Origin of the sequence: Streptomyces sp. NBC_01445 (genome assembly GCF_035918235.1) — a bacterium.
Classification (GTDB): domain Bacteria; phylum Actinomycetota; class Actinomycetes; order Streptomycetales; family Streptomycetaceae; genus Streptomyces.
Genome location: NZ_CP109485.1, coordinates 1,356,929 through 1,378,017, shown reverse-complemented (window position 1 = coordinate 1,378,017; position 21,089 = coordinate 1,356,929). Strand labels below are relative to the sequence as shown.

Here is a 21,089-nt window from a genome sequence, read left to right as displayed (position 1 = left end):
AGCGCGGCGATGTGACGTAGACCACCGGTCTCGGGTGTCACAAGACGGGGAGGGGCGGCGTCTTGTGCGTGACACGGTCGTGAGAGAACAGACAGGAGCCGGCAATGAGCGAGCCCACCGAGCGATGCACCGACACGGCCGACGCCCACGCTCGCGACAGCCGCACGGACACCGCCACCCAGGCGTTCGTCGCCCATCGCAATCTGCTGTTCACCGTCGCCTACGAGATGCTCGGCTCGGCGGCCGACGCGGAGGACGCCCTGCAGGAGACGTGGCTGCGCTGGGCGGACGTGGACCTCGACACGGTGCGGGACCACCGGGCCTACCTGGTCCGCATCACCACGCGCCAGGCGCTGAGCCGACTGCGTACGCTCCGCCGCCGTAAGGAGTCCTACGTCGGACCCTGGCTGCCCGAGCCGCTGCTCACCGCGCCGGACGTGGCGGAGGACGTCGAGCTGGCCGACAGCGTCTCGATGGCGATGCTGCTGGTACTGGAGACACTCGCGCCGACCGAACGCGCGGTGTTCGTGCTGCGCGAGGTGTTCGATCTGGGATACGACGAGATCGCGGAAGCCGTCGACAAGAGCCCGGCCGCGGTCCGCCAGATCGCACACCGGGCACGGGCCCACGTGGCGGCACGCCGGCCGCGCGAGGTCATCTCCCCGGCCGATACGCGTGGTGCGCTCGCCGCCTTCCAGCAGGCGATCGAGACGGGCGACCTCAAGACCCTGCTCGACATGATCGCGCCGGACGTCGTGCTGCTGACCGACGGCGGCGGAGTCGTGCGGGCCGCGCTGGTGCCCGTCGTGGGCGCCGACGAGGTGGCCCAGGTACTGGGCAGGATCGACGCCGAGATGTCCCTCGGGCCGGCACACGTCAATGGATACCCGGCTCTCGTTCTGCGGCGCGGCGGCGACATCGACACCGTCATGGCGGTGCACATCGACAACGGCCTCATCACCGGGCTCTACGCCGTGCGCAACCCCGAGAAGCTGTCGCGCATCGACCGCGAAACCGCCGTGAGCCGCTGACCCCGTGGGGAAACTCCGGCCGCGTCGGACCGGTCGCCCGTAGGTCACGCGGGCTCGGACGCGGGCGGCCGGGTGGGACCGGGGAGCTGGACGGGGCGTGCGTGTTCGTACTGGTCGGCCTGCAGGCGGTACATCTGTGCGTAGCGGCTGGCTGGTTCGGCGGCGAACAGCTCGGCGTGACTGCCCTCCTCGATCAGCCGGCCCTCGTCCAGCACGAAGATGCGATCGACGCGGCGCACCGCGGCCATGCGGTGGGTGACCAGGACGATGATGCGGTCCGGGCCCGCGAGGCCGAGGATCTGGTCGAAGGCGCGCTGCTCCGCGTCCGGGTCCAGGGCGGATGTCGGCTCGTCGACGATGACCAGGCAGGCGTCGCGGAAGTGGGCGCGGGCCAGGCCGATCTTCTGCCACTGTCCGCCGCTCAGGTCACTGGCGCCGCGGAAGTTCTTGCCCAGCAGGGTGTTCATGCCGTGGGGGAGTCCGGCGATGTCGCGGTCCGCTCCGGCGTACGCGGCGGAGGTGCGCAGGTCTTCGTCGGTGACGTCGCGGTCCGGCTGGCCGATGCGGATGTTGGCCGCGGCGGTGAAGGGCCAGCGCTCGAAGGTCTGGGTGAGCAGGCTGACGTGGCCGAAGAGCTGCCGGCGGTCGGCTTCGGAGATGTCCACGTCGTCCCAGTGGATATGGCCCTCCCCGGGTAAGTGCAGGCCGGACAGCAGGCGCACGAGGGTCGACTTGCCGGAGCCGTTGGGGCCCACGAGGGCGATGACGCTGCCGAGTTCGATGCTGAAGGAGACGCTGTCGATGGCCGGTTCGTCCCGGCCGGGGTAGCGGAAGGAGACATTGTCGAGGCGGATGGACCGCGGGCGAGCGGGGAGGGCGAGGCCGCCCTCGGGGATCGCCAGGTCCTCGGCCTTCTTCAGGAAGTCGGTGAGGTCATGCACGTACAGGGACTGCTCGTGCAGCTGGCTCATGGTGTTCACGAGCGCACCGATGCCGGCGGAGCCCGCGTTGATGGCCATGATCGCCGTGCCGAGGACGGCGACGCTCATGCGGCCGGTCAGGCACAGCCCGATCATCACCGTGAAGGTGAGCGCGTATCCGAGCCCGGACAGCGCGGACGCGGCCAGTTCGGTACGGGCCTTGTCCTTGGCCAATCGCGCCTGTTCGCTCTCGGCCGTGTGCGCCATGATCCGGTAGTGGCGCAGCAGGAAGGCGCCCACGTGGTGCACTCGCACCTCCAGGGCCGCGGTCACCGAGGTGAGGAGATTGGACAACACCCGGCTGGCCCGCAGGTGTTCGATCCAGGTCATCGTCGAGAAGTAGCGCTGCTGGGCCACGCGCATCACACCCCAGCCGCGCGGCGCGACGATCAGGAACAGCATGGGCAGCAGGGCCGGATTGAGCACGGACAGCACACCGCCCGCGGCGATCAGCGCCAGCACGCTGTTGATCGCCGCGACGCTGGAACCGATCATGTGGCGGGCTTCGTTGGCCCCGTACTGGGCCCGGTCGATCAACTCGCGGAACGTGCCGTCCTCGATCGCCGACATCTCGACCCGCTGGCATGCCGCCAAGTACTGCTCGGACGCGGCGCGTTCGACCTTGGGCTCCAGGCTCCCGGCTGCCGCGGTGGACCGGGAGGCGAGCAGCGCGTTGGCGGCCAGGACGACGGCGGTCATCACCACGGCGGGCAGGGCGTCGCGCAGACCTCGCACGTCGGTGCCGGTGGCGACGACGGCGTGCAAGGCGGCGTTCACGGCCAGCAACTTGAGTGCGGCCGCGATGCCTTGGCCCACTTCCGTCACTCCTACGGTGATCAGTGAGCGTCGGTCCGTGTGCCAGGCAAGTCGGACGGTCTGCAACACAAGATGCGGCAGGGACCTCAGCGCACTCCACAGCGTGAGGTCGAGGCGGGCGTACTCGTGCTTGCTCCAGCCCGCGTCGTAGCGCAACGGCCCGCCGAACAACTCCCTCTCACTGGCCGAGACAACGGGAGCCCCCGGCTCCGGACGGCGCAACAGCCTCATCCACCTGCCCCCGTTCCGCTCGACACCCGATGCTGCTCCATGTGACCTCCTACGCCGGCGATCGGACAGATGCTCGGAGAACGGGGGCGATCTGTGACTCGTAACGGTGTTGAGGGGGCGATCTGTCGCTCGAAAGTTCGAACGCGGGGAACGCGGCAGGTGGCCTCCGGCGGTGGTGCCGTCATCTCCTTTTCGCATCACCCGTGCGGGGTTGGTTACCCATTTGAGGGATGGCGTGTCGCGCAGAGGGCCGTTCCGGCCGGATTCGAGTGCGTCGCCGGATCAGGCTCCCGAAGGTGCCGGCGGGGCGAGCACGATGTTCCGCTTGAGGATCTTGCCGGTCGCCCCCTTGGGCAGCGCGTCGACGAATCTCACGATCCGCGGGTACTTGTAGGCCGCCACCCGCTGCCGTACGTAGTCGCGCAGCTCGTCCGTCGTGGTGCCTGCGCCGGGCCGGAGCACCACCACGGCCGCCACCTCCTCGCCGCGCGCCGGATCGGGCACACCGATCACAGCCGCCTCCGCGACGTCCGGGTGCCGGTACAGGACCTCCTCGATCTCGCGCGGATAGACGTTGTACCCGCCGCGAATGACGAGGTCCTTCTTGCGGTCGACGATGAAGTAGTAGCCGTCCTCGTCGACGCGGGCGAGATCGCCGCTGTGGAACCAGCCCTCCTGGAATGCCCCCGCGGTGGCGTCCCGCCGGTTCCAGTACCCCTTCATCACGTTCTCGCCCCGGATCGCCAGCTCGCCGACCGCGCCGGGGCCGACCACGCGGCCGTCATCCCCGACGAGCCGCAACTCGACCCCTCGCACGGGAAGCCCGATGGAACCCGGCTTACGGGGCCGGTCCGGCGGGTTGAAGCAGGCCACCGGTGACGTCTCCGACAGACCGTAGCCCTCCAGCACCGTGACCCCCAGGTCTCGCTCGGCGGCGTGCAGCAGTTCGACGGGCAGCGAGGCGCCGCCCGAGACGGCAAGGCGCAGCCGGGGCAGGGCCGGCCCGATGCCGGTCTGGAGCAGCGCGGTGTACATCGTGGGCACGCCCAGGAAGACGGTCGCCTCGTCGCGGCGAAGTATCTCCAGAGCCGCCGCCGCGTCGAAGCGAGGCAGGAGGGTCAGGCAGGCGCCCGCCGCGACCGCGGTGTTCATGGCGCAGGTCTGCCCGAAGGCGTGGAACAGCGGGAGCCCGCCGAACAGGACGTCGTCCGGTCCCACGCACAGCAACGTCCGGGCCGCTGTCAGCGCGTTGCTCACCAGATTGCGGTGCGTCAGCTCGGCACCCTTGGGCGTCCCCGTCGTGCCGGAGGTGTAGAGGATCACCGCGGTGTCGTCGTCGGCGTTCACGGCCGCTCCGGTCATCGGCACGGCCAGGAGCAGCTGTGCGTCGAGGGCGACGGGGTCCGCGACCAGGCACTCCGCGCCGGCCGTCGCCGCCGCCGGAACGGCCTCGCCGGAGGCGGCAGGTGCGGCCACCACGAACCGGACCGCACAGTCCTGCAGCACGAACGCCATCTCGTCCGACTTCAGCAGCGGATTCATCGGGACCACGACGGCGCCCGCGCGCAGGATGCCGTAGTACACGACGGGAAAGTGCACGACGTTGGGCAGGACCATCGCCACCCGGTCGCCCGCGCGCACGCCCCTGGTCCGCAACAGGGCCGCGAACCGGGCGGTCAGGTCGTCGAGTTCCCCGTACGTGAGGACGCTGCTGCCCTGACGGACGGCGGTCCGGTCAGCGTGGGACCGGGCCGAACGCGCCAGGAGTGCGCAGAGGTCGGACATGTGGCTGCTTACCTTTCGTCGGGGTGTGCGGGGTGTGCGGGGTGATCACATCGCGAGGCGTGACCCCACCGCGCCCGCCGGTGTCGGAGTGCTCATCGCCCCAGAACTCCGCTGGCAGGGCGCGTGATTGATGAGGCGTCAGCCACAACTGCAACAGGTGCCACGGCTGTTCGCGCTGCGGCCCGTCCTCGTCGTGCGGTGCGCAGGCGTGCAGTACCGCGTGATTGTTGAGCAGCAGCAGGTCACCGGGGGCGAGGTCGATGTCGAGGCGCAGCTCCGGCGATGACGCCGCCTCGTCCATCAGGTCGAAAAGCTCCCGATCGGCCGGACCCAGGCGCGGTACCTCGGGAAACCGCTGCGCCGACTCCAGGCGGCCGCGGTCGTAGCGCAGGCTGAGCCTCTCCCCGTCCCGGTGGGCGAGCGGCAGGGCCTGCCAGGGGAGTTGGCCCGGGAGCTGTTCTCCGCGGCGGTCGAGGAAGTGTGTACGGCTCAGGCCGTCCAGGAGCTCGGGCCGGCGAGCCAGCACGGCATTGTGCACCGCCGCCGAGCCGGCGAGTGTCGTACGCCCGCTGGAACCGTCCGCCCGCAGGCACAGCAGCGCGAGCGCGTCGGCCGCTTCGGTGCGCGGCGACAGGGCGGCCCGTGCGTCGGGCGCGTCCCGCAGATGCCTGAGCATGTGACCGGTCGCGTCCTGCGACACAGGGATGCCGAGGTGCTGTCCCACACCCCACAGGAGGACACCGGCCGCCTCCTCGCTGTACCGCTCCACCGGGATGCCTCGTACCAGCACGAAGCCCCGGCCGTTCTCCAACTCGTCGGCCGCACTGCGCAGCTCGCCCGCCAGGGTCGGCAGCGGGAAGTCGCCGGCCGTCACCTTCAACACAGGCGTGCCCCGGGCGCGCACCGTCCGCAGGGCCGTGTCCAGCTCGTCGAGCCGGGCCGGTGACAGGTGCAGCGCCCAGGCGCGGGAGGCTGCGAGATCCCGGCCCCGCCACACGGCCGGACCGGTGCAGGGGCGGCGGGGAAGTTCTGGGGATCGACCACGCACCACATTCATCCTTTCTCCGCCGGGGAATTCCGTGAGAAGCAGGTGCCGGGACCTGGATTCACCGGCTCTTTCGCGGCCTCTATCGCCGCTATATCGACCTCTTTTCAAGAGGCCGATACTTTGCCAAGGTGTCTTCCATCGGAATTCCGTGCGTCCTTCGCGGTGGTGCCACGCTAAGTCACGACCTCGGGCAACGCTTGACGTCACGGGACGAATGACTTATCAATCTGGGACACAGCCCTGGAGTGCGCCGATGAAACCGCTGGTCCGCAACGCGGCACTGAGCCGCTACATCGAGGTCAGCCAGTCCCTCGGCATCGACCCCCGTGCCCTCATGAAGCGCGTGGGCCTCGACCCCGTCGGACTCACGATTCAGGACCGCTGGATCCCCGGCGCGGCCGTCGCCGAGCTGCTCGAACTGTCGGCGGCAGCGGCGCGGCGCGAGGACTTCGGCCTGCTCCTGGCGGAGCGGCGCCGTTTCTCCAACCTCGGCCCGATCAGCCTCGTCCTGCGCGAGGAGCCCGACGCGCGCAGCGCCCTCCGGCTCCTGGTGCGCCACGAGCGTATGTACAACGAGATGCTGCGCAGCAGGCTCACGGAGACGAACGGGCTCGCCACGGTGAAGGTGAGCCTCGACGGTGAGGCACGTGAGGTCCGGCAGTCCGTCGAGCTGGCCGTCGGCGTGCTCCACGGATTTCTCCGGGTGTTCCTCGGCGCCCGCTGGCAGCCGCTGTCCGTGTGCTTCTCCCACGGCGCACCCCTCGACCTCTCCGCACACCGGCGATTCTTCGGGCCCGTCGTGGAATTCGACCGGGAATTCAACGGCATCGTTTTCTACGCGACCGAACTCGACACCCCCAATGCGATGTCGGACCCCCTGTTGCGCGGCTACGCCCGACAGTACTTCGACTCCATCGCGGTCTCCGAGGACACCACCGAGCTCGATCGGGTGCGCGAGCTGATCGAGGTCCTGCTGCCGACGGGGCGCTGCTCCGTCGAACAGGTCGCCGGCAGCCTCGGCGTCGACCGCAGGACCGTCCACCGGCATCTCGCCGCGTCGGACGAGACCTTCTCCTCGCTCGTCAACACCACGCGCACGCAGCTTGCCGAGCAGCTCGTGGCGAACCCGAGCCGTTCCCTCACCGAGATCGCCGGGCTCCTCGGCTTCTCCGCGCCCAGTGCCTTCTCGCGTTGGTTCCGTGACCAATTCGGCAGCAGCGCACGCGAATGGCGCGCTCAGCGGGCCGCCACCGGCCCTGTCCAGGACTGACCACCGGCCCTGCCCCCACCCGGCCACCGGCCGTGTCCCCAACTGACAAGTCTCCTGTCACCTGTGGTGAAGCGCCGCGCGTAACCCGCTCTTAACGTGGCCGTACCGCAAGGGCCACCGCGGCTCGACAGCGCAACGCCCTTGCGCCAGCCATCAGTTGGGTCGGTGTGCCCGCGAAGGCCTGCCGCCCGGCGCGTCCACGTACCAGGAGATGACCATGCACTTCCTCGACGACTCCCTGCTGCCCGAGAACCAGCAGAAGCTGGTGATCCAGGCGGCCCCCTACGGCCCCGAGTGGCTCCCCGGCGACGCCGATGACCTGCCCCTCACCATGGACGAGCACGTCCAGGCCGCCGTGGACTGCTACAACGCCGGTGCCACCGTGCTCCACATTCACGTACGCGAACTTGACGGCCACGGCTCCAAGCGCATGTCGATGTTCAACGAGCTCATCGGCCGGCTGCGCGAGGCCGTCCCGGACATGGTCCTGCAGATCGGTGGTTCCATCTCGTTCGCCCCGGAGGACGAGGGCTCCGAGGCGAAGTGGCTCAGCTACGACACCCGCCACCTGCTGGCCGAACTCGACCCGCGGCCCGACCAGGTGACGATCGCCATCAACACCAGCCAGATGAACATCGTCGAGATCATGTCCGACGACGACCTCGCCGGGACCTCCATCGCCAAGCCCGACTACTACGCGGCGTACCGGGACATGGTCGTCGAGGCGGGCCCCGACTTCTACCTCGAACACCTCAAGCGTCTGCACGCGAACGACATCCAGCCGCACTTCCAGCTCGCCACCCTGGCGCAGCTGGAGACCGTCGAGCGTCTCATCCGCAGCGGCGTGTACACCGGCCCCCTGGTCCTCAACTACGTGGCCATCGGCGGCGGGTTCTCCGGGCGCCACCCGGCCGACCTCATCGAGTTCGTCCGCCGTGTTCCCGACGGCGCCGTCCTCACCATCGAGTCCTCGATGCGCGCCGTCGCCCCCATGAACGCCATCGCCATCGCCCTCGGCGTCCACGTCCGCGTGGGCAACGAGGACAACCTGTGGGCCCGCAAGGGCGAGCCCATGAGCTCCGTGCAGCAGGTCGAGCAGATGGTCAGCATCGCCGACACGCTCGGCCGCGACATCGCGAACGGCGCGGAGGCCAAGGAGATCTACCACATCGGCGAGTACTACACCGGCACCGACGAGACCCTGGCCGCGCTCGGCATGGTGCCCAACCGGCGTCCGGGCCAGCGCGGCTTCATGCTCGGCGGATCCGCCCGCTGACGGCAGCCGAACAAGCCGAACAAGCCGCACACACCGCACACGCTGAACAAGCCGAACGAAGAGAGCATCCCGTGGCATACGCCATCCGCTTCCACGAGACCGGCGGCCCCGAGGTCCTGCGCCGCGAAGAGGTCACCGTCGGCGCCCCCGGCCCCGGCGAGGTCCGGGTCCGGCACGAGGCCGTCGGCCTCAACTTCGCGGACACCTACTTCCGCACCGGTCTGTACCCGGCGCCGCTGCCCGCGGGAATCGGCGTCGAGGCCGCCGGTGTCGTCGAGGCCGTCGGCCAGGGCGTCACTCACGTCGGCGAGGGTGACCGCGTCACGTACACCGGCAGCCCGCTCGGCGCGTACAGCTCCGAGCGGGTCATGCCCGCCGATTCCCTGATCCGGCTCCCCGACGGCATCGACTGCGAGACCGCGGCCGCCATGACCATGCGCGGCCTCACCGCCTCGTACCTGCTGCGCCGTATCCACCCGCTGAAGCCCGGGGACACGATCCTGCTGCACGCTGCCGCGGGCGGCGTGGGGCTGATCGTCTGCCAGTGGGCGAAGCTGCTCGGCCTCACCGTCATCGGCACCGTGTCCACCGAGGAGAAGGCCGTACTCGCCCGCGCCCACGGCTGCGACCACACCATCCTGTACCGGCAGGAGAACGTCGCGGAGCGCGTGCGGGAGCTGACCGACGGGGCCGGTGTCCCGCTCGTCCTCGACAGCGTCGGCAAGGACACGGTCGCCGGGTCCATGGCCTCGCTGCGCCGCCGCGGCCTGCTGGTCTGTTTCGGCACCTCGTCCGGTGTGCCGCCGCTGGACGCGATGCAGCTGGTCCGGCACGGCTCGCTGTTCGTGACCCGGCCGGCCCTTGCCGACTACATCGCCGACCCGGCCGAGCGGGACGACCTCGCCGGGGAGCTGTTCGGCCACGTCGCCGCCGGCCGCATCGGGATCCGCGTCGACCAGCGCTTCGCCCTCGACGACGCCGTGACCGCGCACCGCACGCTGGAAGCGGGCCGCACCACGGGCTCGTCCGTCCTCGTCCCCTGAGCAACCAGCCCCCGTACCCCCTGGAGAGCACCCATGCCCCGGACCGCTGCCCGCACCCGGATCCAGGTCGAACTGCTGACCTGCACCATCGGCGCCGAACTGCACGGCGTCCAGCTCGGCGACGCCGTCCATGACGACGCGCTCTTCGCCAAGATCAAGGAACTGCTGCTCCGCCACAAGGTGTTGTTCCTGCGCGACCAGGACATGAGCCGCGACGAGCACGTCGCGTTCGCCTCCCGGCTCGGCCCGCTGGAGGACCACCCGGTCCTCGGCAGCGACCCCGACCACCCGGGCCTCGTCCGCATCTACAAGGACCTGGACAGCAAGCCCGAGCACTACGAGAACGCCCTGCACTGCGACGCGACCTGGCGCGACCGCCCGCCCATGGGCGCCCTGCTCCGCTGCGTCGAGACGCCCGAGGTCGGCGGCGACACGATCTGGGTCAACATGGCCGAGGCGTACCGCAGGCTCCCCGAGCACATCCGCACCCAGATCGACGGGCTGCGCGCCCGGCACAGCATCGAGGCGAGCTTCGGCGCGGTCATGCCGACGGAACAGCGCCACCAGCTCAAGGCCCGCTACCCGGACGCCGAGCACCCGGTCGTGCGCACCCACCCCGAGACCGGCGAGAAGATCCTCTTCGTCAACTCCTTCACCACCCACTTCGTCAACTACCACACCCCCGAGAACGTGCGGTTCGGCCAGGACCACGCGCCCGGCGCGAGTCACCTGCTCAACTACCTCACGAGCCAGGCGGCCGTCCCCGAGTACCAGGTCCGCTGGCGCTGGACCCCGAACAGCGTCGCCCTCTGGGACAACCGCTCCACCCAGCACTACGCGGTCCAGGACTACTGGCCCGCCGTCCGCAAGATGGAGCGCGCCGGCATCGCCGGTGACAGGCCCTGCTGAGCCGATGACCCGTCGCTACGCGTGGCTGGTGTTCGCCCTCAGTTTTGGGCTGTTGCTGTCCGACTACATGTCGCGGCAGGTACTGAACGCGGTGTTCCCGCTCCTGAAGGCCGAATGGCTGCTCTCCGACACCCAGTTGGGATCGCTGAGCGGCATCGTCGCCCTCATGGTCGGCCTGCTGACCTTTCCGCTGTCGCTGCTCGCGGACCGCTGGGGCCGGGTCAGGAGCCTGGTCCTCGCGGCGGTGGTGTGGAGCGTGGCCACCCTGGGCTGTGCCGTCTCCGCGAGCTACGGCCAGATGTTCTTCGGCCGCTTCATGGTGGGCGTCGGCGAGGCGGCGTACGGGAGTGTGGGCATCGCGGTGGTGCTGAGCGTCTTCCCGGTGGGCCTGCGGGCCACGCTGTCGGGCGCCTTCATCGCGGGCGGCGCCTTCGGCTCCGTACTCGGCGTGTCGATCGGCGGTGTGGTGGCCCAACACCTGGGCTGGCGCTGGACGTTCGCTGTCATGGGGCTGTTCGGGCTGGTCCTCGCCGCGGTCTACGCCGTCGTCGTGACCGAGCGGAGACTGGCGCCGGCCGGCCGCGGCACCGGCCCCGCACCGGGTACGGGAGGCCCGGTACGGACCTTGCTGCCCCGGCTGTTCTCGTCGGTGTCCGTGTTGTGCGCCTACGTCGGCAGCGGCCTGCAGATGTTCATCGCGATGGCGCTGATGGCCTGGATGCCCAGCTTCCTCGACCGCTACTACGGCCTGCCGCCCGCCAAGGCCGGACTCGCCGCCGGAGGCTTCGCGCTGATCACCGGGATCGGCATGATAGGCGGCGGCATCGTCAGCGACCGGCTCGGCCGCAGGAACCCCCACCTCAAGTGGAACGTCGCCATCGTGTGCAGCGCCGGCTCGCTGGTCCTGCTCGCCGGCGGGTTCCAACTCCCGTCCGGCGTACCGCAACTCCTCGTCATCGGCGCCGGGACGCTGCTGTGCAACGCAACAGCGGGTCCCGCCGCCGCCATGGTGGCGAGCCTGACCCCGGCCGCCGTCGCGGCGACGGCCATGGCCACGCTCACCCTCGCCAACAGTCTGCTGGGACTCGCGCCGGGCCCCGCGGTGACCGGCATGCTCGCCGACCGCCTGGGTCTGGACGGCGCACTCCGCCTCGTCCCGCTCATCGCCATCGTGGCGAGCCTCGCCTTCACCCTCGGCAGACGCCACTACGACAAGGGCCTCGTCTCGGCATCGGCCCCGGCCCCGGCCCTCGAAAAGACGGAGATCTCCATATGAACCCCGTTCCCGCGCCCACGGTCGTGCTCGTGCCCGGCCTGCGCGACCACGTCCCCGACCACTGGCAGACGGCCCTCGCCGCCCGCCTCCCCGGTTCGGTGACCGTGCCGCCCCTGACGGACCTCAGGCTGAGCCGCGATGCGCAGGTCACCGCTCTGAACGACGTGGTGTCGGGCATCGAGGGACCGGTCGTGCTCGTCGCGCACAGCGCCGGCGTGCTCACCACCGTCCACTGGGCGGCCCGGCACACCCGCCCGGTGCATGGCGCCCTCCTCACGACGCCGCCCGACTTCGAAGCCCCGCTGCCGGACGGCTACCCCGGACCGCAGGCCCTGCGTGAGAACGGCTGGCTGCCGACGCCGAGCGCCACACTGCCGTTCCCCAGCGTCGTCGCGGCGAGCACGAACGACCCCCTGGCCCGCTTCGACCGGGTCGCCGCACTGGCCGACGCGTGGGGCAGTCGTCTGGTGGACCTCGGCCCGGTGGGACACCTCAACCCCGCCTCCGGGTACGGCGAGTGGCCCCGCGCCCTGGAATTCCTCCAGGCCTTCGGCTGCCGTACGACACCGAAGCCGAAGGCGTCGGCATGAGCGCCCGGAACTCCAACGTCACGGAATTCCTGGGCTGGTTGGCGCAGGAGCGCGGACTGTCGTTCACCGACTACGCCGAGCTGTGGCGGTGGAGCACCGACGACCTGCCCGGCTTCTGGTCGGCCGTGTGGGAGTTCTACGGCCTGGACACGGTCAGCGACTACGACGAGGTGCTCGCCGACGCGAGGATGCCCGGCGCGACCTGGTTCACCGGAGCACGCCTCAACTTCGCGCAGCAGTGCCTCGCCCAAGCCACCGACGAACGCCCCGCGCTCATCGCCGTGTCCGAGACCGGCGACGCCGTGGAGATCTCCTGGGACCGGCTCACCCAGGAAGTGGCGGGCACGGCCGCGGCCCTGCGTGAGATGGGCGTCGGCCCCGGTGACTGCGTCGCCGGGTACCTGCCGAACATCCCGCAGGCCGTGGTCGCCCTCCTGGCCACCGCCGCCGTCGGCGCGACCTGGACGGTCTGCTCTCCGGAGTTCGGCACGCCCAGTGTCCTCGCGCGGCTGCGCCAGGCCCGGCCGACGGTCCTGGTCGCCGCGGACGGCTACGCCCACGGCGGCAAGGAGTACGACCGGCGCCCGCACATCACCGAGATCCTGGACGGTCTGCCCACGGTCCGCCACCTCGTCGCCGTCGACCGCCTGCACGCGTCCGCCGGTGGACCGGCATGGTCACGGCGGCCGGACGTGACACAGCACCACTGGTCCGACCTGGCCGACGGCGAAGCCCAACTCACGTATGCCGACGTCGCGTTCGACGATCCGCTGTGGATCCTCTGGTCTTCGGGCACCACCGGCGTCCCGAAGGGAATCGTTCACGGCCACGGCGGCATCGTCGTCGAACTGCTGAAGGCACTCGGGCTCGGCGTGGACCTGCGCGCCGACGACCGCTACCTCTTCCACACCTCCACCAGCTGGATGGTGTGGAACTTCATGGTCGCGGGCCTCCTGCACGGCAGCACGCTCGTCCTCTACGACGGCAGCCCCACCCACCCCGACATCAACGGTCTCTGGCGGATCGCCGAACGCTCCCGCGCCACGACGGTCGGCGTCGGCGCCGCCTACCTGATCGCGGCGGAGAAGGCCGGCGCCCACCCGGCCGCCGATACGGACCTCGGCGCGCTGCGGACGATCCTGCAGACGGGATCGGCGATGCCTGACAGCACCTGGGGCTGGGTCCACGACCGGCTCGCCCCCGACTCCCGGCTCCAGTCGATCTGCGGCGGCACCGACATCTGCTCGGTGCTCGCCGGAGGCTCCCCGCTGCTGCCGGTGCGCACGGGCCGGCTTTCCGGCCCCTCCTTGGGCGTCGCCCTCGCCTCCTGGGACGCCACCGGGCAGCCGCTCGTGGGGGAGCAGGGCGAACTCGTGGTCACGGCACCCCTGCCGTCGATGCCGCTCCACTTCGTCGACGACCCCGACCACGAGCGCTACAGGAGCAGCTACTTCGACGTCTATCCCGGCGTGTGGCGGCACGGCGACTGGGTCACCCTGGACTCCGACCTGTCCGTCTTCCTGGCCGGACGCTCCGACTCCACGCTCAACCGCATGGGCGTGCGCATGGGATCCGCCGACCTCTACGCCGTCGTCGAACGGCTCCCGCGGATCGCGGACAGCCTTGTCATCGGCGCCGAAATGGCGGACGGCCGCTACTACATGCCGCTGTTCGTGGTGCCTGCGGACGGCGAACGGTTCGACGACGCGCTGCGCGACGAGATCGTCGGCGCGATCAGGCACAGCCTGTCTCCCCGGCACGTCCCCGACGCAGTGGTGCCCATCGAGGCCGTGCCCCGCACCCTGACGGGCAAGAAGCTGGAGGTCCCCGTCAAGCGCATCCTCCAGGGCGCCCGCGTCACGGATGTCAGCGCGGAAGGTGCGGTGACCCGCCCCGACATGCTGGCTTGGTTCGCGGACTTCGCGGCCGGGCTGGGGCAGAGCTGAGAGCGCTGGTGAGGCGCATGACGGGACGGGCCCGAACGTCTCGGCACCGGGCACGTAGCTCGTAGGGACGCGGTTCGCGAGCCAGGAGTGGGCAGTGCGCGTGGCGCAACAGTGGGCGCCCACCACGTGTGAAAGCTGCGAATATCGCGGGCCGCTCGTTCCGATCTTGAGCAGTCGCCCCTAGCGTCCCGCCGACAGCAATGTCGGAGGGGACGGGGGAAGCGCGATGCCGGGACGCAGGCAGTTACTGGCCCTGGGTGGATCGATGGCGGCGGCGGGCGCACTGGGGCTGCGGCCCTCGCGGGCGACCGCGGCGCAGCGGGCGCGTACGAGAGTGGCGGTGCTCGGCGGTGGGATCGGCGGCCTCACCGCCGCCCACGAGCTCGCCGAGCGCGGCTTCGACGTGACGGTGTACGACCGGCGGGCCGAGTGGGGCGGCAAGGCGCGCAGCGTGCCGGTGAGCGGTACGGCCTCCGGTGGCCGCCGCGATCTGCCCGGGGAACACGGACACCGTGGCTTCTTCGGCTTCTACACCAACCTGCCCGACACCATGCGCCGGATCCCCTTCGAGGGGCAGGCACACGGTGTCTGGGACAACCTCACCACCGTGCCGTACTTCGCGTTCAACCGGGAGAACGGGAAGGGCGACCTGTTCCTGCCCACCCTGCCGCCCAGCACTCGCACCCTCGACCCCGTTACGCTGCCGGCCGTCCTGGAGGGCCTGCTGCGGGTCATGCCCCAACTCCTGCCGCAGGAAGTCGTGTTGCTCGCCCGCAAGCTGGCGATCGTCATGACGAGCTGCGACGAGCGGCAGTTCGGGCAGTGGGAGCACCTGAACTGGCTGAAGTTCATCGAGGCGGCGGACAAGTCCGACTTCTACCAGGTGATGTGGGGCGGCTCGGCGAAGGTGATCCAGGCGCTGCGCCCCGAGACGGCCAGCACGCGCACCTGCGGGCAGGGCATCAGCAAGATTCTCTACTCGATACTCGGCATGGGCCCCGACGGTCCCTTCGACCGGATCCTCGACGGCCCCACCAGTGAACGCTTCATCGACCCATGGGTGCGGCATCTGACCTCGCTCGGCGTCCGGTTCGTGACCGGACATCTCGTCGAGTCCCTCGAACTCGGCTCCGGCGGGCGCATCACCGCCGCCCGCGCCCGCACGGCGGCCGGGCCCGCGCGCATCGACGCCGACTGGTTCGTGGCGGCTCTCCCGGTCGACCGGGTACGGCAGTTGTGGTCCGACGGCATCCGCCGTGCGGATCCGCAGCTCGCCGCGATGGACAAGCTGCGCACGGCCTGGTGCCAGGGCATCGTGTTCTGGCTCAAGGAGAGGTTCCGCGGGCCGCTCGCCCATCTCAGTCTCATGGACTCGCCGTGGGCGCTGTGCCCGGTGGCGCAGTCCCGCTTCTGGTCGGAGCCCTTCGCCGGTACCTGGGGCGACGGGGTGGCCGCCGAGTCCCTCTCCGTCGTCATCTCCGACTGGGAGACACCGGGCCGGATCCACGGAAAGCCCGCGCGGCAGTGCACGCCGAAGGAGATCGCCGACGAAGTCTGGGCGCAGATGAAGGCGGGCCTGGAGGACAACGGCGATGTCGTCCTGCCCGAGGGGATCGTGCACTCCTGGTTCCTCGACCCGGCGGTCACCCGGGCCGCGAGCGGTGGGCTCACCAACGACGACGAGTACTTCCTCAACGACGTCTCGTCCTGGGAACTGCGCTCCGAGGCGGTCACCGCGATCCCGAACCTCTTCCTCGCGGGCGACCACGTCCGCGCCCACAGCAACACCGACTTCACGTGCATGGAGACCGCGAACGAGACGGGCCGGCGCGCCGCGAACGGCGTCCTCGCGGCCGCCGGAGCCGACGGCGCGGACGAGGTCCGCCTCATCACCGGCGCCGAGCCGCCCGGCTTCGACGTACTCAAGGCCACCGACCGGACGCGCTACCGTCTCGGGCTGCCACACGTACTGGACTTCTGAGGGCCCAGGACTCCCGCGAGTCAACGGGGCAGGCACCTCCCGCCGGGTGAGCCGGGGCACCTCGAATACCCCGCAAGAAACGCCCTAGTAGGGCACCGTGGTGCACCAGGTCTCCGCCCAGGCAGAGGCTCCGTACTTGTTGGCGGCGCGCACCGAGAAGCAGACCTCGTCACCGGAGTACGGCCCAGTGATCGTGTAGCTGGTGTTGCCGGTCGAATGGATGGTGTCGACGTTCTTCTCGGTGTACTGGCTGCCCTTGTTCGTGTAGTGGATGTCGTAGCGGGTCGCTCGGGAGATCGCCGGCCAGCTCACGAGGACCGGCATGGAGCATGCGCCGACGCAGGAATTCGTGTATTTGACGCTGTAGCTCTTCATAGCGGGCGGCGGGGAGCCGGCGGACGAACCGCCGGCGCCGGAGGAACCTCCGCCGTCCGAACTCGACGATCCGGACCCGCTACTGGTGGCGCCGCCGTTGGAGCCGCTGGCTGTGTCGGAGCCGTTGGCGCCGCTGGTCGACGTCGAGCTCCCGGCGCTCTCCTTGGGCTTCGCCCCGGCCTGCTCGCCCTCGCCGGTCGTTTCACGACCGGGCAGTTGACCGCACTGTCTCAGGCGATGGGCCGGGTCAGGGACCGTTTCTCAGTAGCCGCGCCAAACGTTGTCGTACGCCGCGTCCTCGATCGCCCTGCGCTGTCGTACGGCCTGCAGCTCCTGGACGGCGTTCCCGACGGCGGCGAGTACCGCCGCGACCGCGTCCCCGGAGAGCTCGGGCGCGTCCTCGGCCGGCTCGTCCCGGATTCCGGCGGCGGCCGCCAGCGCGGCGAGCACGGGTTCACCCGACGCCAAGCGCTCCTCTGCCTGGTGCCGGTCCGCCGAGTCGACCGGCTCCGTCCGCCCGGCCCGCAGCGGATTCCGCAGGCCCCGCGGCCGGGTCGTCAGCCCCTCCCGCTCCAGCTCGTCGATGTACGCCGAGGAGAGCCCGCGGCCCCGGCGCCACAGCCAGTCCTCGACCGACTCGTACGGCTCCTGCCGCACCAGAGCCCCGGTGGCTTCATCCAGCAGGCGGTCCCCTGTCGGTGCCTGAGCGCTGGGCAGCATGTGGTCGCCGTCCAGGACCAGGGCCTTGGCCTCGATGAGGTCGAACACCTCGGCCCCCGCGAGCGCCAGCGACAGCTCGCCCTGCTCGACGGGGTGGTCGGGTGTCACCGCCAGGGCAACGATCGCGAGGTCACGTGCGGTGGTCATCAGCGGCTCCACATGAGTTGGCCGAGTGCGGGCGAGAGCGTCGGCGGCTCTCCGGTCGATTGTCGCCGCAGCTCGGGCGATGCGTGCGCTGTTACGACCATGTCGCGCGGGAATTCGATCCGCAGCACGGAGGGGGCCAGAAGATCGTCATCTGCGCGGGGGAGAGGCTCCATCCGGAGCAATCCCCGCCCCGCCTCGCCTCCCGTCCGCTGCGCGAGCAGTACCGGGCAGCGGAACACAGTGTTCCCGGTGGGGCGCCGCGGGAGTACCACGCGGCGACACGCCGCTTTAGACCGTTTCCTGGGGCGACTTTCCCCAGGTGGGGAGGGGCCCCTACGAGGAGGGCCGGTCGGTCAGCCCGAGAAGCGAACCGGCCTGCGCCGCACCGGACTCCGCGACCACCTCGGCCACCGTCTGCGCGGGCCTGACCGGAGCGAACGTCACAACCCCCGCATCGGACACGACATATCCGTACACCGCGGGACGCGGCAGGCTGTTGTAGTGGAAATGGGTCGAGAAGTAGTAGGCCCCGGTGTCGTACAGCGCGACCAGATCACCGGGCGCCAGCTCGGGCAGCTCCCGCTCCCGCGCGACCAGGTCCCCGGCGAAGCAGCACGGCCCGGCGACGTCCTGTACCAGCGGCTCGGTCGCCCTGGGCCGCCCGGCGGGGTCGTACGCGCCCACGCGCAGCGGCCACGCCTCGGGCACGAACACGGTGCGGGTGGCCACCTGCGCGCCGGCGTGTGTGACGGCGATCCGCCGGCCGCCGGAGGACTTGGTGTACTCGACGTGCGCCACGATCAGCCCCTGCTTGGCCAGCAGCGAACGGCCGAACTCGGTGACGAGCGTGTAGCGCCCGTCGAACAGGCCGGGCACGGTCTCCCGCAGCAGCCGCGCGTACTGCGCGAACGTCGGGGTCACCTCGTCCGAGGCGAAGTTCACCGGCAGGCCGCCGCCGATGTCGAGGGTGTCGATCTGCTGCCGGCCGACCTGTGCGTTGATCTTCTCCGCCAGCTCGTACGCGGCCCGCACCCCTTCGGCCATCAGTTCCAGGGCGACACCCTGGGAGCCGGTGTGGGTGTGCAGCCGGGTCATCCACGGACGCAGCCGGTAGGCGTCGAGCACCCACTGTTCCGCGCCCTCGTCGCGCAGCGCCACACCGAACTTGGACGTGGCCGTCGCCGTGCTCATCGCCCCGATCGAACCGCTGCCGACCTGCGGGTTGACCCGCAGGCCCACGGGCGCGCGGCCGACCCCGAGATCGGCGACGACGGCGTCGACACGGTCAAGCTCCTGCGGGTTGTCGGCGTTGACCGCGATGCCGTGGGCGAGAGCGTCGCGCAGCTCGTCCATCGTCTTGGCCGGGGAGTCGAAGACGATCCGCTCGGCGGGGACGCCCGCGGCGCGGGCCAGTGCCAGCTCACCGGCGCTGGCCACCTCCGCGCCGATGCCCTCCTCGTCCAGCAGCGCGAGGACCGGCACCAGCGAGGCGGCCTTCACCGCGAACGTGTGCTGCACCGAGACCCCGTCGAAGGCGAAGGCCTCGCGCAGCTCGCGGGCGGCGCCACGGATCCCGTCCACATCGAGCAGGCCGAGGACCGGCGCCTGCGCGCCGACCAGGCCCTGCGCGGCGGCGGCTCGCACGGCCGCCTCCCTGCGGACGACGGATTCCGGGGCCATGGTCATGGGTGTTCCTGCCTTCTCGCTGCGCACTGCCGGCTACGTGCCCGGGGGATCGCCGGGCGGGCCGCCTAATACGGCGGCCGCGGGCGGTGTCCATGCCACCGGCTTGTCGCCCGTGCGCTCCGCCCGATTTCACTGTGCAGCCCCGAGCCCCGCACTGTCTGCGTGCACCGGCACGAAGTCCGCGCCGCTCCCCTCGTGGCCGCGCACAAAGCCCGGGGGCCGTCCACCTCTCCATGGTGCGCCCGCACGACAGAGAGGGGGACGACGTGGTGCGGGCGCACCACACCGTTTCACGGCAGTGGGATCAGCCCGGCCCGCCGCAGCCCCAGCTCCACAAGGAGCCGTACGTCGGGATCGGTGAGGTCGATGCCGCACAGCTCCCCGGCCCGGCGCAGCCGGTACCGCAGCGTATTGGTGTGCACCCCCACATAGCGGGCGGTGGCTGCCGCGTCGCCGAAGAACACCAGGTGGGCGGCGACGGTGCGCGGCAGGTCCGTTCCGTGCCGCTCGTCGTGCTCGAGCAGCGCCGCCACCGCGTCCGCGGCCGAAGGCACGTGCTCGGCGACCGCATCGGTCACCCTCAGCGCGTCCATGGCGAACCGGACATCCTCGGCGCAGGCCGTCTCGGGCCCGCCGCGCTCGCGCAGTACCCGCAACACCTGGGCGGCCCCCGCACGGGAGGCGGCGGCGTCGCCGAGCCTCCCCACTGCGGGCCCTATCGCGACCAGCGGCCGCGCCCCGGCGCCGCGCAGCACGCCGGCCAGGTCGCGTGCCAGCCGGTCCACGCCGTCCCCCGCCCCGGTACCGGCCAGCAGCACGTCGAGCCGGTCGCCGTCGCGGTGGGCGAAGGCCGGGGTGTGATGCGCGGCGACGCGCAGGGAGGCCAGGTGGTAGGCCCGGTCCAGTACGTCCGGTGCGATCGGCACCGCGACGGCCGCCGTGAGTACGGTGCACGGCTGTCCGGCCTCGACCCCGAGTACGACCGCCGCCGCGGACACGTCCGGCGGGCGCTCCTCGAACAGGGCCCGCACCGCGTACCGGCGACGACTGGCTGCGGACCGGGACCGCAGCCGGTGGTGCAGCAGATGCGGTACGGCGATGGCGGCCGCCTGCCGCAGCGCTTCCCTGGCCCCGGGCGGCAACGGTTCACCGTCGGCGGCCGCCCACAGCGACCCGAGAATCTCGTCGCCGGCCCGCACGGCGACAGCGAGGCGTTCGGGAAACCGCGCGTCCGCGGGCCGGTGCACCACGTCGCCGCTCGCCCACAGCGTGGTGAGGAACCCGCTCTCGGCGAGTTCGGTCACCCGCCAGCTCGGCACCCTGCGGCCCAGGATCGTCAGCCTGCGCAGCGGGTCGGCGGTGTCGGCGGTCGGCGAGTACGCCAGCACGTTCGACTCGGGGTCCTCGACGGTGATCGCGCCGCCCACCAGCGCGGCAAGCGCGAGGGCGAGCCCCGACAGATCACCGAGTGCCACATCGGCCGACGCCTCGGCGGGCGCCGCCGTTCCGGTGCGGGCGATGGCCGCCCGCAGCAGCCCGATCAGCTCGCCCCACTCGATCCACGGGGCCCGGGAGAGCAGGGCGGTGGACACCTCATCGGCCGCCTCGGCGAGCGACGGCGCGACGCCGTGAGCGCCACGTCGCAGCACCACGGCCGCCGCCCCCGCGCGGTCCGCCGCGCGCAGCACGCCCGCGGCGCCCGGCGCGGACGTGTCGACGCCGGGTGCGATGAGAATCCGCCCCCGTGCCTGCAGCGTCTCGCCCTCGTCGAACACCCCGGCCCCGCTCACCGGCACGTCGGTCCCGCATGGCGCCCGCAGCACCTCCACCACGTCGGGCCCGACCACACCGACGGCCTGCCCCAGCGTGGGAGCACCACCGCTGTGCGTGGCGGCAGCATCGGGCGAAGGGGGAGGGCCGGGCGGTGGAAGCTGCATGCCCCAAGTGTCACCGATGCCCGCCGACGGCCGCCCCCGGCC

Annotated in this window: 16 protein-coding genes; 9 read left to right on the top strand and 7 right to left on the bottom strand. The window is 71.2% G+C overall.

Translation table 11 applies throughout. The features are described 5' to 3' along the window. Window positions 1–104 precede the first annotated feature (104 nt). Window positions 105–1,031: an RNA polymerase sigma-70 factor gene (locus OG574_RS06545; protein WP_326772300.1), complete on the top strand. Its 927-nt coding sequence runs from the start codon at window positions 105–107 to the stop codon at window positions 1,029–1,031. Window positions 1,032–1,075: 44 nt separating this feature from the next. On the opposite strand, the gene OG574_RS06540 is transcribed toward OG574_RS06545, so the two are convergent. From OG574_RS06540 to OG574_RS06530, 3 genes are all read right to left on the bottom strand, one after another. Continuing rightward, window positions 1,076–3,058, bottom strand: a complete 1,983-nt coding sequence (locus OG574_RS06540) for an ABC transporter ATP-binding protein (protein ID WP_326772299.1) — start codon at window positions 3,056–3,058, stop codon at window positions 1,076–1,078. A 282-nt stretch (window positions 3,059–3,340) separates the two neighbouring features. Continuing rightward, entirely contained in the window at window positions 3,341–4,843 is a 1,503-nt protein-coding gene (locus tag OG574_RS06535) for a long-chain-fatty-acid--CoA ligase (protein ID WP_326772298.1), read from the bottom strand. Continuing rightward, window positions 4,794–5,891, bottom strand: coding sequence for a TauD/TfdA family dioxygenase (locus tag OG574_RS06530; RefSeq protein ID WP_326772297.1), 1,098 nt, complete (start codon window positions 5,889–5,891; stop codon window positions 4,794–4,796). The genes OG574_RS06535 and OG574_RS06530 overlap by 50 nt, the downstream gene beginning before the upstream one ends. A gap of 253 nt (window positions 5,892–6,144) precedes the next feature. Between OG574_RS06530 and OG574_RS06525 the strand changes: the two genes are divergently transcribed. From OG574_RS06525 to OG574_RS06490, 8 genes are all read left to right on the top strand, one after another. After that, window positions 6,145–7,161, top strand: coding sequence for an AraC family transcriptional regulator (locus tag OG574_RS06525; protein WP_326772296.1), 1,017 nt, complete (start codon window positions 6,145–6,147; stop codon window positions 7,159–7,161). 217 nt (window positions 7,162–7,378) lie between these two features. Further along, window positions 7,379–8,437: a 3-keto-5-aminohexanoate cleavage protein gene (locus tag OG574_RS06520; protein ID WP_326772295.1), complete on the top strand. Its 1,059-nt coding sequence runs from the start codon at window positions 7,379–7,381 to the stop codon at window positions 8,435–8,437. Window positions 8,438–8,508: 71 nt separating this feature from the next. Continuing rightward, window positions 8,509–9,480 (top strand): quinone oxidoreductase family protein, encoded by a 972-nt coding sequence (locus OG574_RS06515; RefSeq protein ID WP_326772294.1) that lies wholly within the window; start codon window positions 8,509–8,511, stop codon window positions 9,478–9,480. A 33-nt stretch (window positions 9,481–9,513) separates the two neighbouring features. Further along, complete coding sequence (locus OG574_RS06510; protein WP_326772293.1) at window positions 9,514–10,389, top strand: TauD/TfdA dioxygenase family protein; 876 nt, start codon at window positions 9,514–9,516, stop codon at window positions 10,387–10,389. A gap of 4 nt (window positions 10,390–10,393) precedes the next feature. Continuing rightward, window positions 10,394–11,665: an MFS transporter gene (locus tag OG574_RS06505; protein WP_326772292.1), complete on the top strand. Its 1,272-nt coding sequence runs from the start codon at window positions 10,394–10,396 to the stop codon at window positions 11,663–11,665. After that, the gene (locus OG574_RS06500) at window positions 11,662–12,255 is read left to right on the top strand and encodes an RBBP9/YdeN family alpha/beta hydrolase (protein ID WP_326772291.1); all 594 of its coding nucleotides are present in this window, start codon (window positions 11,662–11,664) and stop codon (window positions 12,253–12,255) included. Before OG574_RS06505 ends, OG574_RS06500 begins: the two co-directional genes overlap by 4 nt. After that, entirely contained in the window at window positions 12,252–14,201 is a 1,950-nt protein-coding gene (locus OG574_RS06495) for an acetoacetate--CoA ligase (protein WP_326772290.1), read from the top strand. Before OG574_RS06500 ends, OG574_RS06495 begins: the two co-directional genes overlap by 4 nt. 226 nt (window positions 14,202–14,427) lie before the next feature. Further along, complete coding sequence (locus OG574_RS06490; RefSeq protein ID WP_326772289.1) at window positions 14,428–16,182, top strand: hydroxysqualene dehydroxylase; 1,755 nt, start codon at window positions 14,428–14,430, stop codon at window positions 16,180–16,182. A gap of 84 nt (window positions 16,183–16,266) precedes the next feature. Here the strand turns inward: OG574_RS06490 and OG574_RS06485 are convergent, their stop codons facing one another. The 4 genes from OG574_RS06485 to OG574_RS06470 all read right to left on the bottom strand — a co-directional run bounded on the left by OG574_RS06485 (window position 16,267) and on the right by OG574_RS06470 (window position 21,047). Continuing rightward, window positions 16,267–16,557, bottom strand: coding sequence for a fibronectin type III domain-containing protein (locus OG574_RS06485; RefSeq protein WP_326772288.1), 291 nt, complete (start codon window positions 16,555–16,557; stop codon window positions 16,267–16,269). 261 nt (window positions 16,558–16,818) lie between these two features. Beyond that, window positions 16,819–17,424 carry a GPP34 family phosphoprotein gene (locus OG574_RS06480; protein WP_326772287.1) on the bottom strand — a complete coding sequence of 202 codons (606 nt, stop codon included), beginning with the start codon at window positions 17,422–17,424 and terminating at the stop codon, window positions 16,819–16,821. A 333-nt stretch (window positions 17,425–17,757) separates the two neighbouring features. Beyond that, a complete protein-coding gene (locus tag OG574_RS06475) occupies window positions 17,758–19,104 on the bottom strand; it encodes a diaminopimelate decarboxylase (protein ID WP_326778381.1) in 1,347 nt (448 codons plus the stop codon). Between the two features lie 296 nt (window positions 19,105–19,400). Beyond that, complete coding sequence (locus tag OG574_RS06470; protein WP_326772286.1) at window positions 19,401–21,047, bottom strand: PucR family transcriptional regulator; 1,647 nt, start codon at window positions 21,045–21,047, stop codon at window positions 19,401–19,403. Window positions 21,048–21,089: the final 42 nt, after the last annotated feature.

Coding starts and splice junctions, on each gene's coding strand:
- OG574_RS06545 (WP_326772300.1), top strand. CDS start 105: ATGAGCGAGCCCACCGAGCGATGCACCGACACGGCCGACGCCCACGCT.
- OG574_RS06540 (WP_326772299.1), bottom strand. CDS start 3,058: ATGAGGCTGTTGCGCCGTCCGGAGCCGGGGGCTCCCGTTGTCTCGGCC.
- OG574_RS06535 (WP_326772298.1), bottom strand. CDS start 4,843: ATGTCCGACCTCTGCGCACTCCTGGCGCGTTCGGCCCGGTCCCACGCT.
- OG574_RS06525 (WP_326772296.1), top strand. CDS start 6,145: ATGAAACCGCTGGTCCGCAACGCGGCACTGAGCCGCTACATCGAGGTC.
- OG574_RS06520 (WP_326772295.1), top strand. CDS start 7,379: ATGCACTTCCTCGACGACTCCCTGCTGCCCGAGAACCAGCAGAAGCTG.
- OG574_RS06510 (WP_326772293.1), top strand. CDS start 9,514: ATGCCCCGGACCGCTGCCCGCACCCGGATCCAGGTCGAACTGCTGACC.
- OG574_RS06505 (WP_326772292.1), top strand. CDS start 10,394: ATGACCCGTCGCTACGCGTGGCTGGTGTTCGCCCTCAGTTTTGGGCTG.
- OG574_RS06500 (WP_326772291.1), top strand. CDS start 11,662: ATGAACCCCGTTCCCGCGCCCACGGTCGTGCTCGTGCCCGGCCTGCGC.
- OG574_RS06495 (WP_326772290.1), top strand. CDS start 12,252: ATGAGCGCCCGGAACTCCAACGTCACGGAATTCCTGGGCTGGTTGGCG.
- OG574_RS06490 (WP_326772289.1), top strand. CDS start 14,428: ATGCCGGGACGCAGGCAGTTACTGGCCCTGGGTGGATCGATGGCGGCG.
- OG574_RS06485 (WP_326772288.1), bottom strand. CDS start 16,557: ATGAAGAGCTACAGCGTCAAATACACGAATTCCTGCGTCGGCGCATGC.
- OG574_RS06480 (WP_326772287.1), bottom strand. CDS start 17,424: ATGACCACCGCACGTGACCTCGCGATCGTTGCCCTGGCGGTGACACCC.
- OG574_RS06475 (WP_326778381.1), bottom strand. CDS start 19,104: ATGGCCCCGGAATCCGTCGTCCGCAGGGAGGCGGCCGTGCGAGCCGCC.
- OG574_RS06470 (WP_326772286.1), bottom strand. CDS start 21,047: ATGCAGCTTCCACCGCCCGGCCCTCCCCCTTCGCCCGATGCTGCCGCC.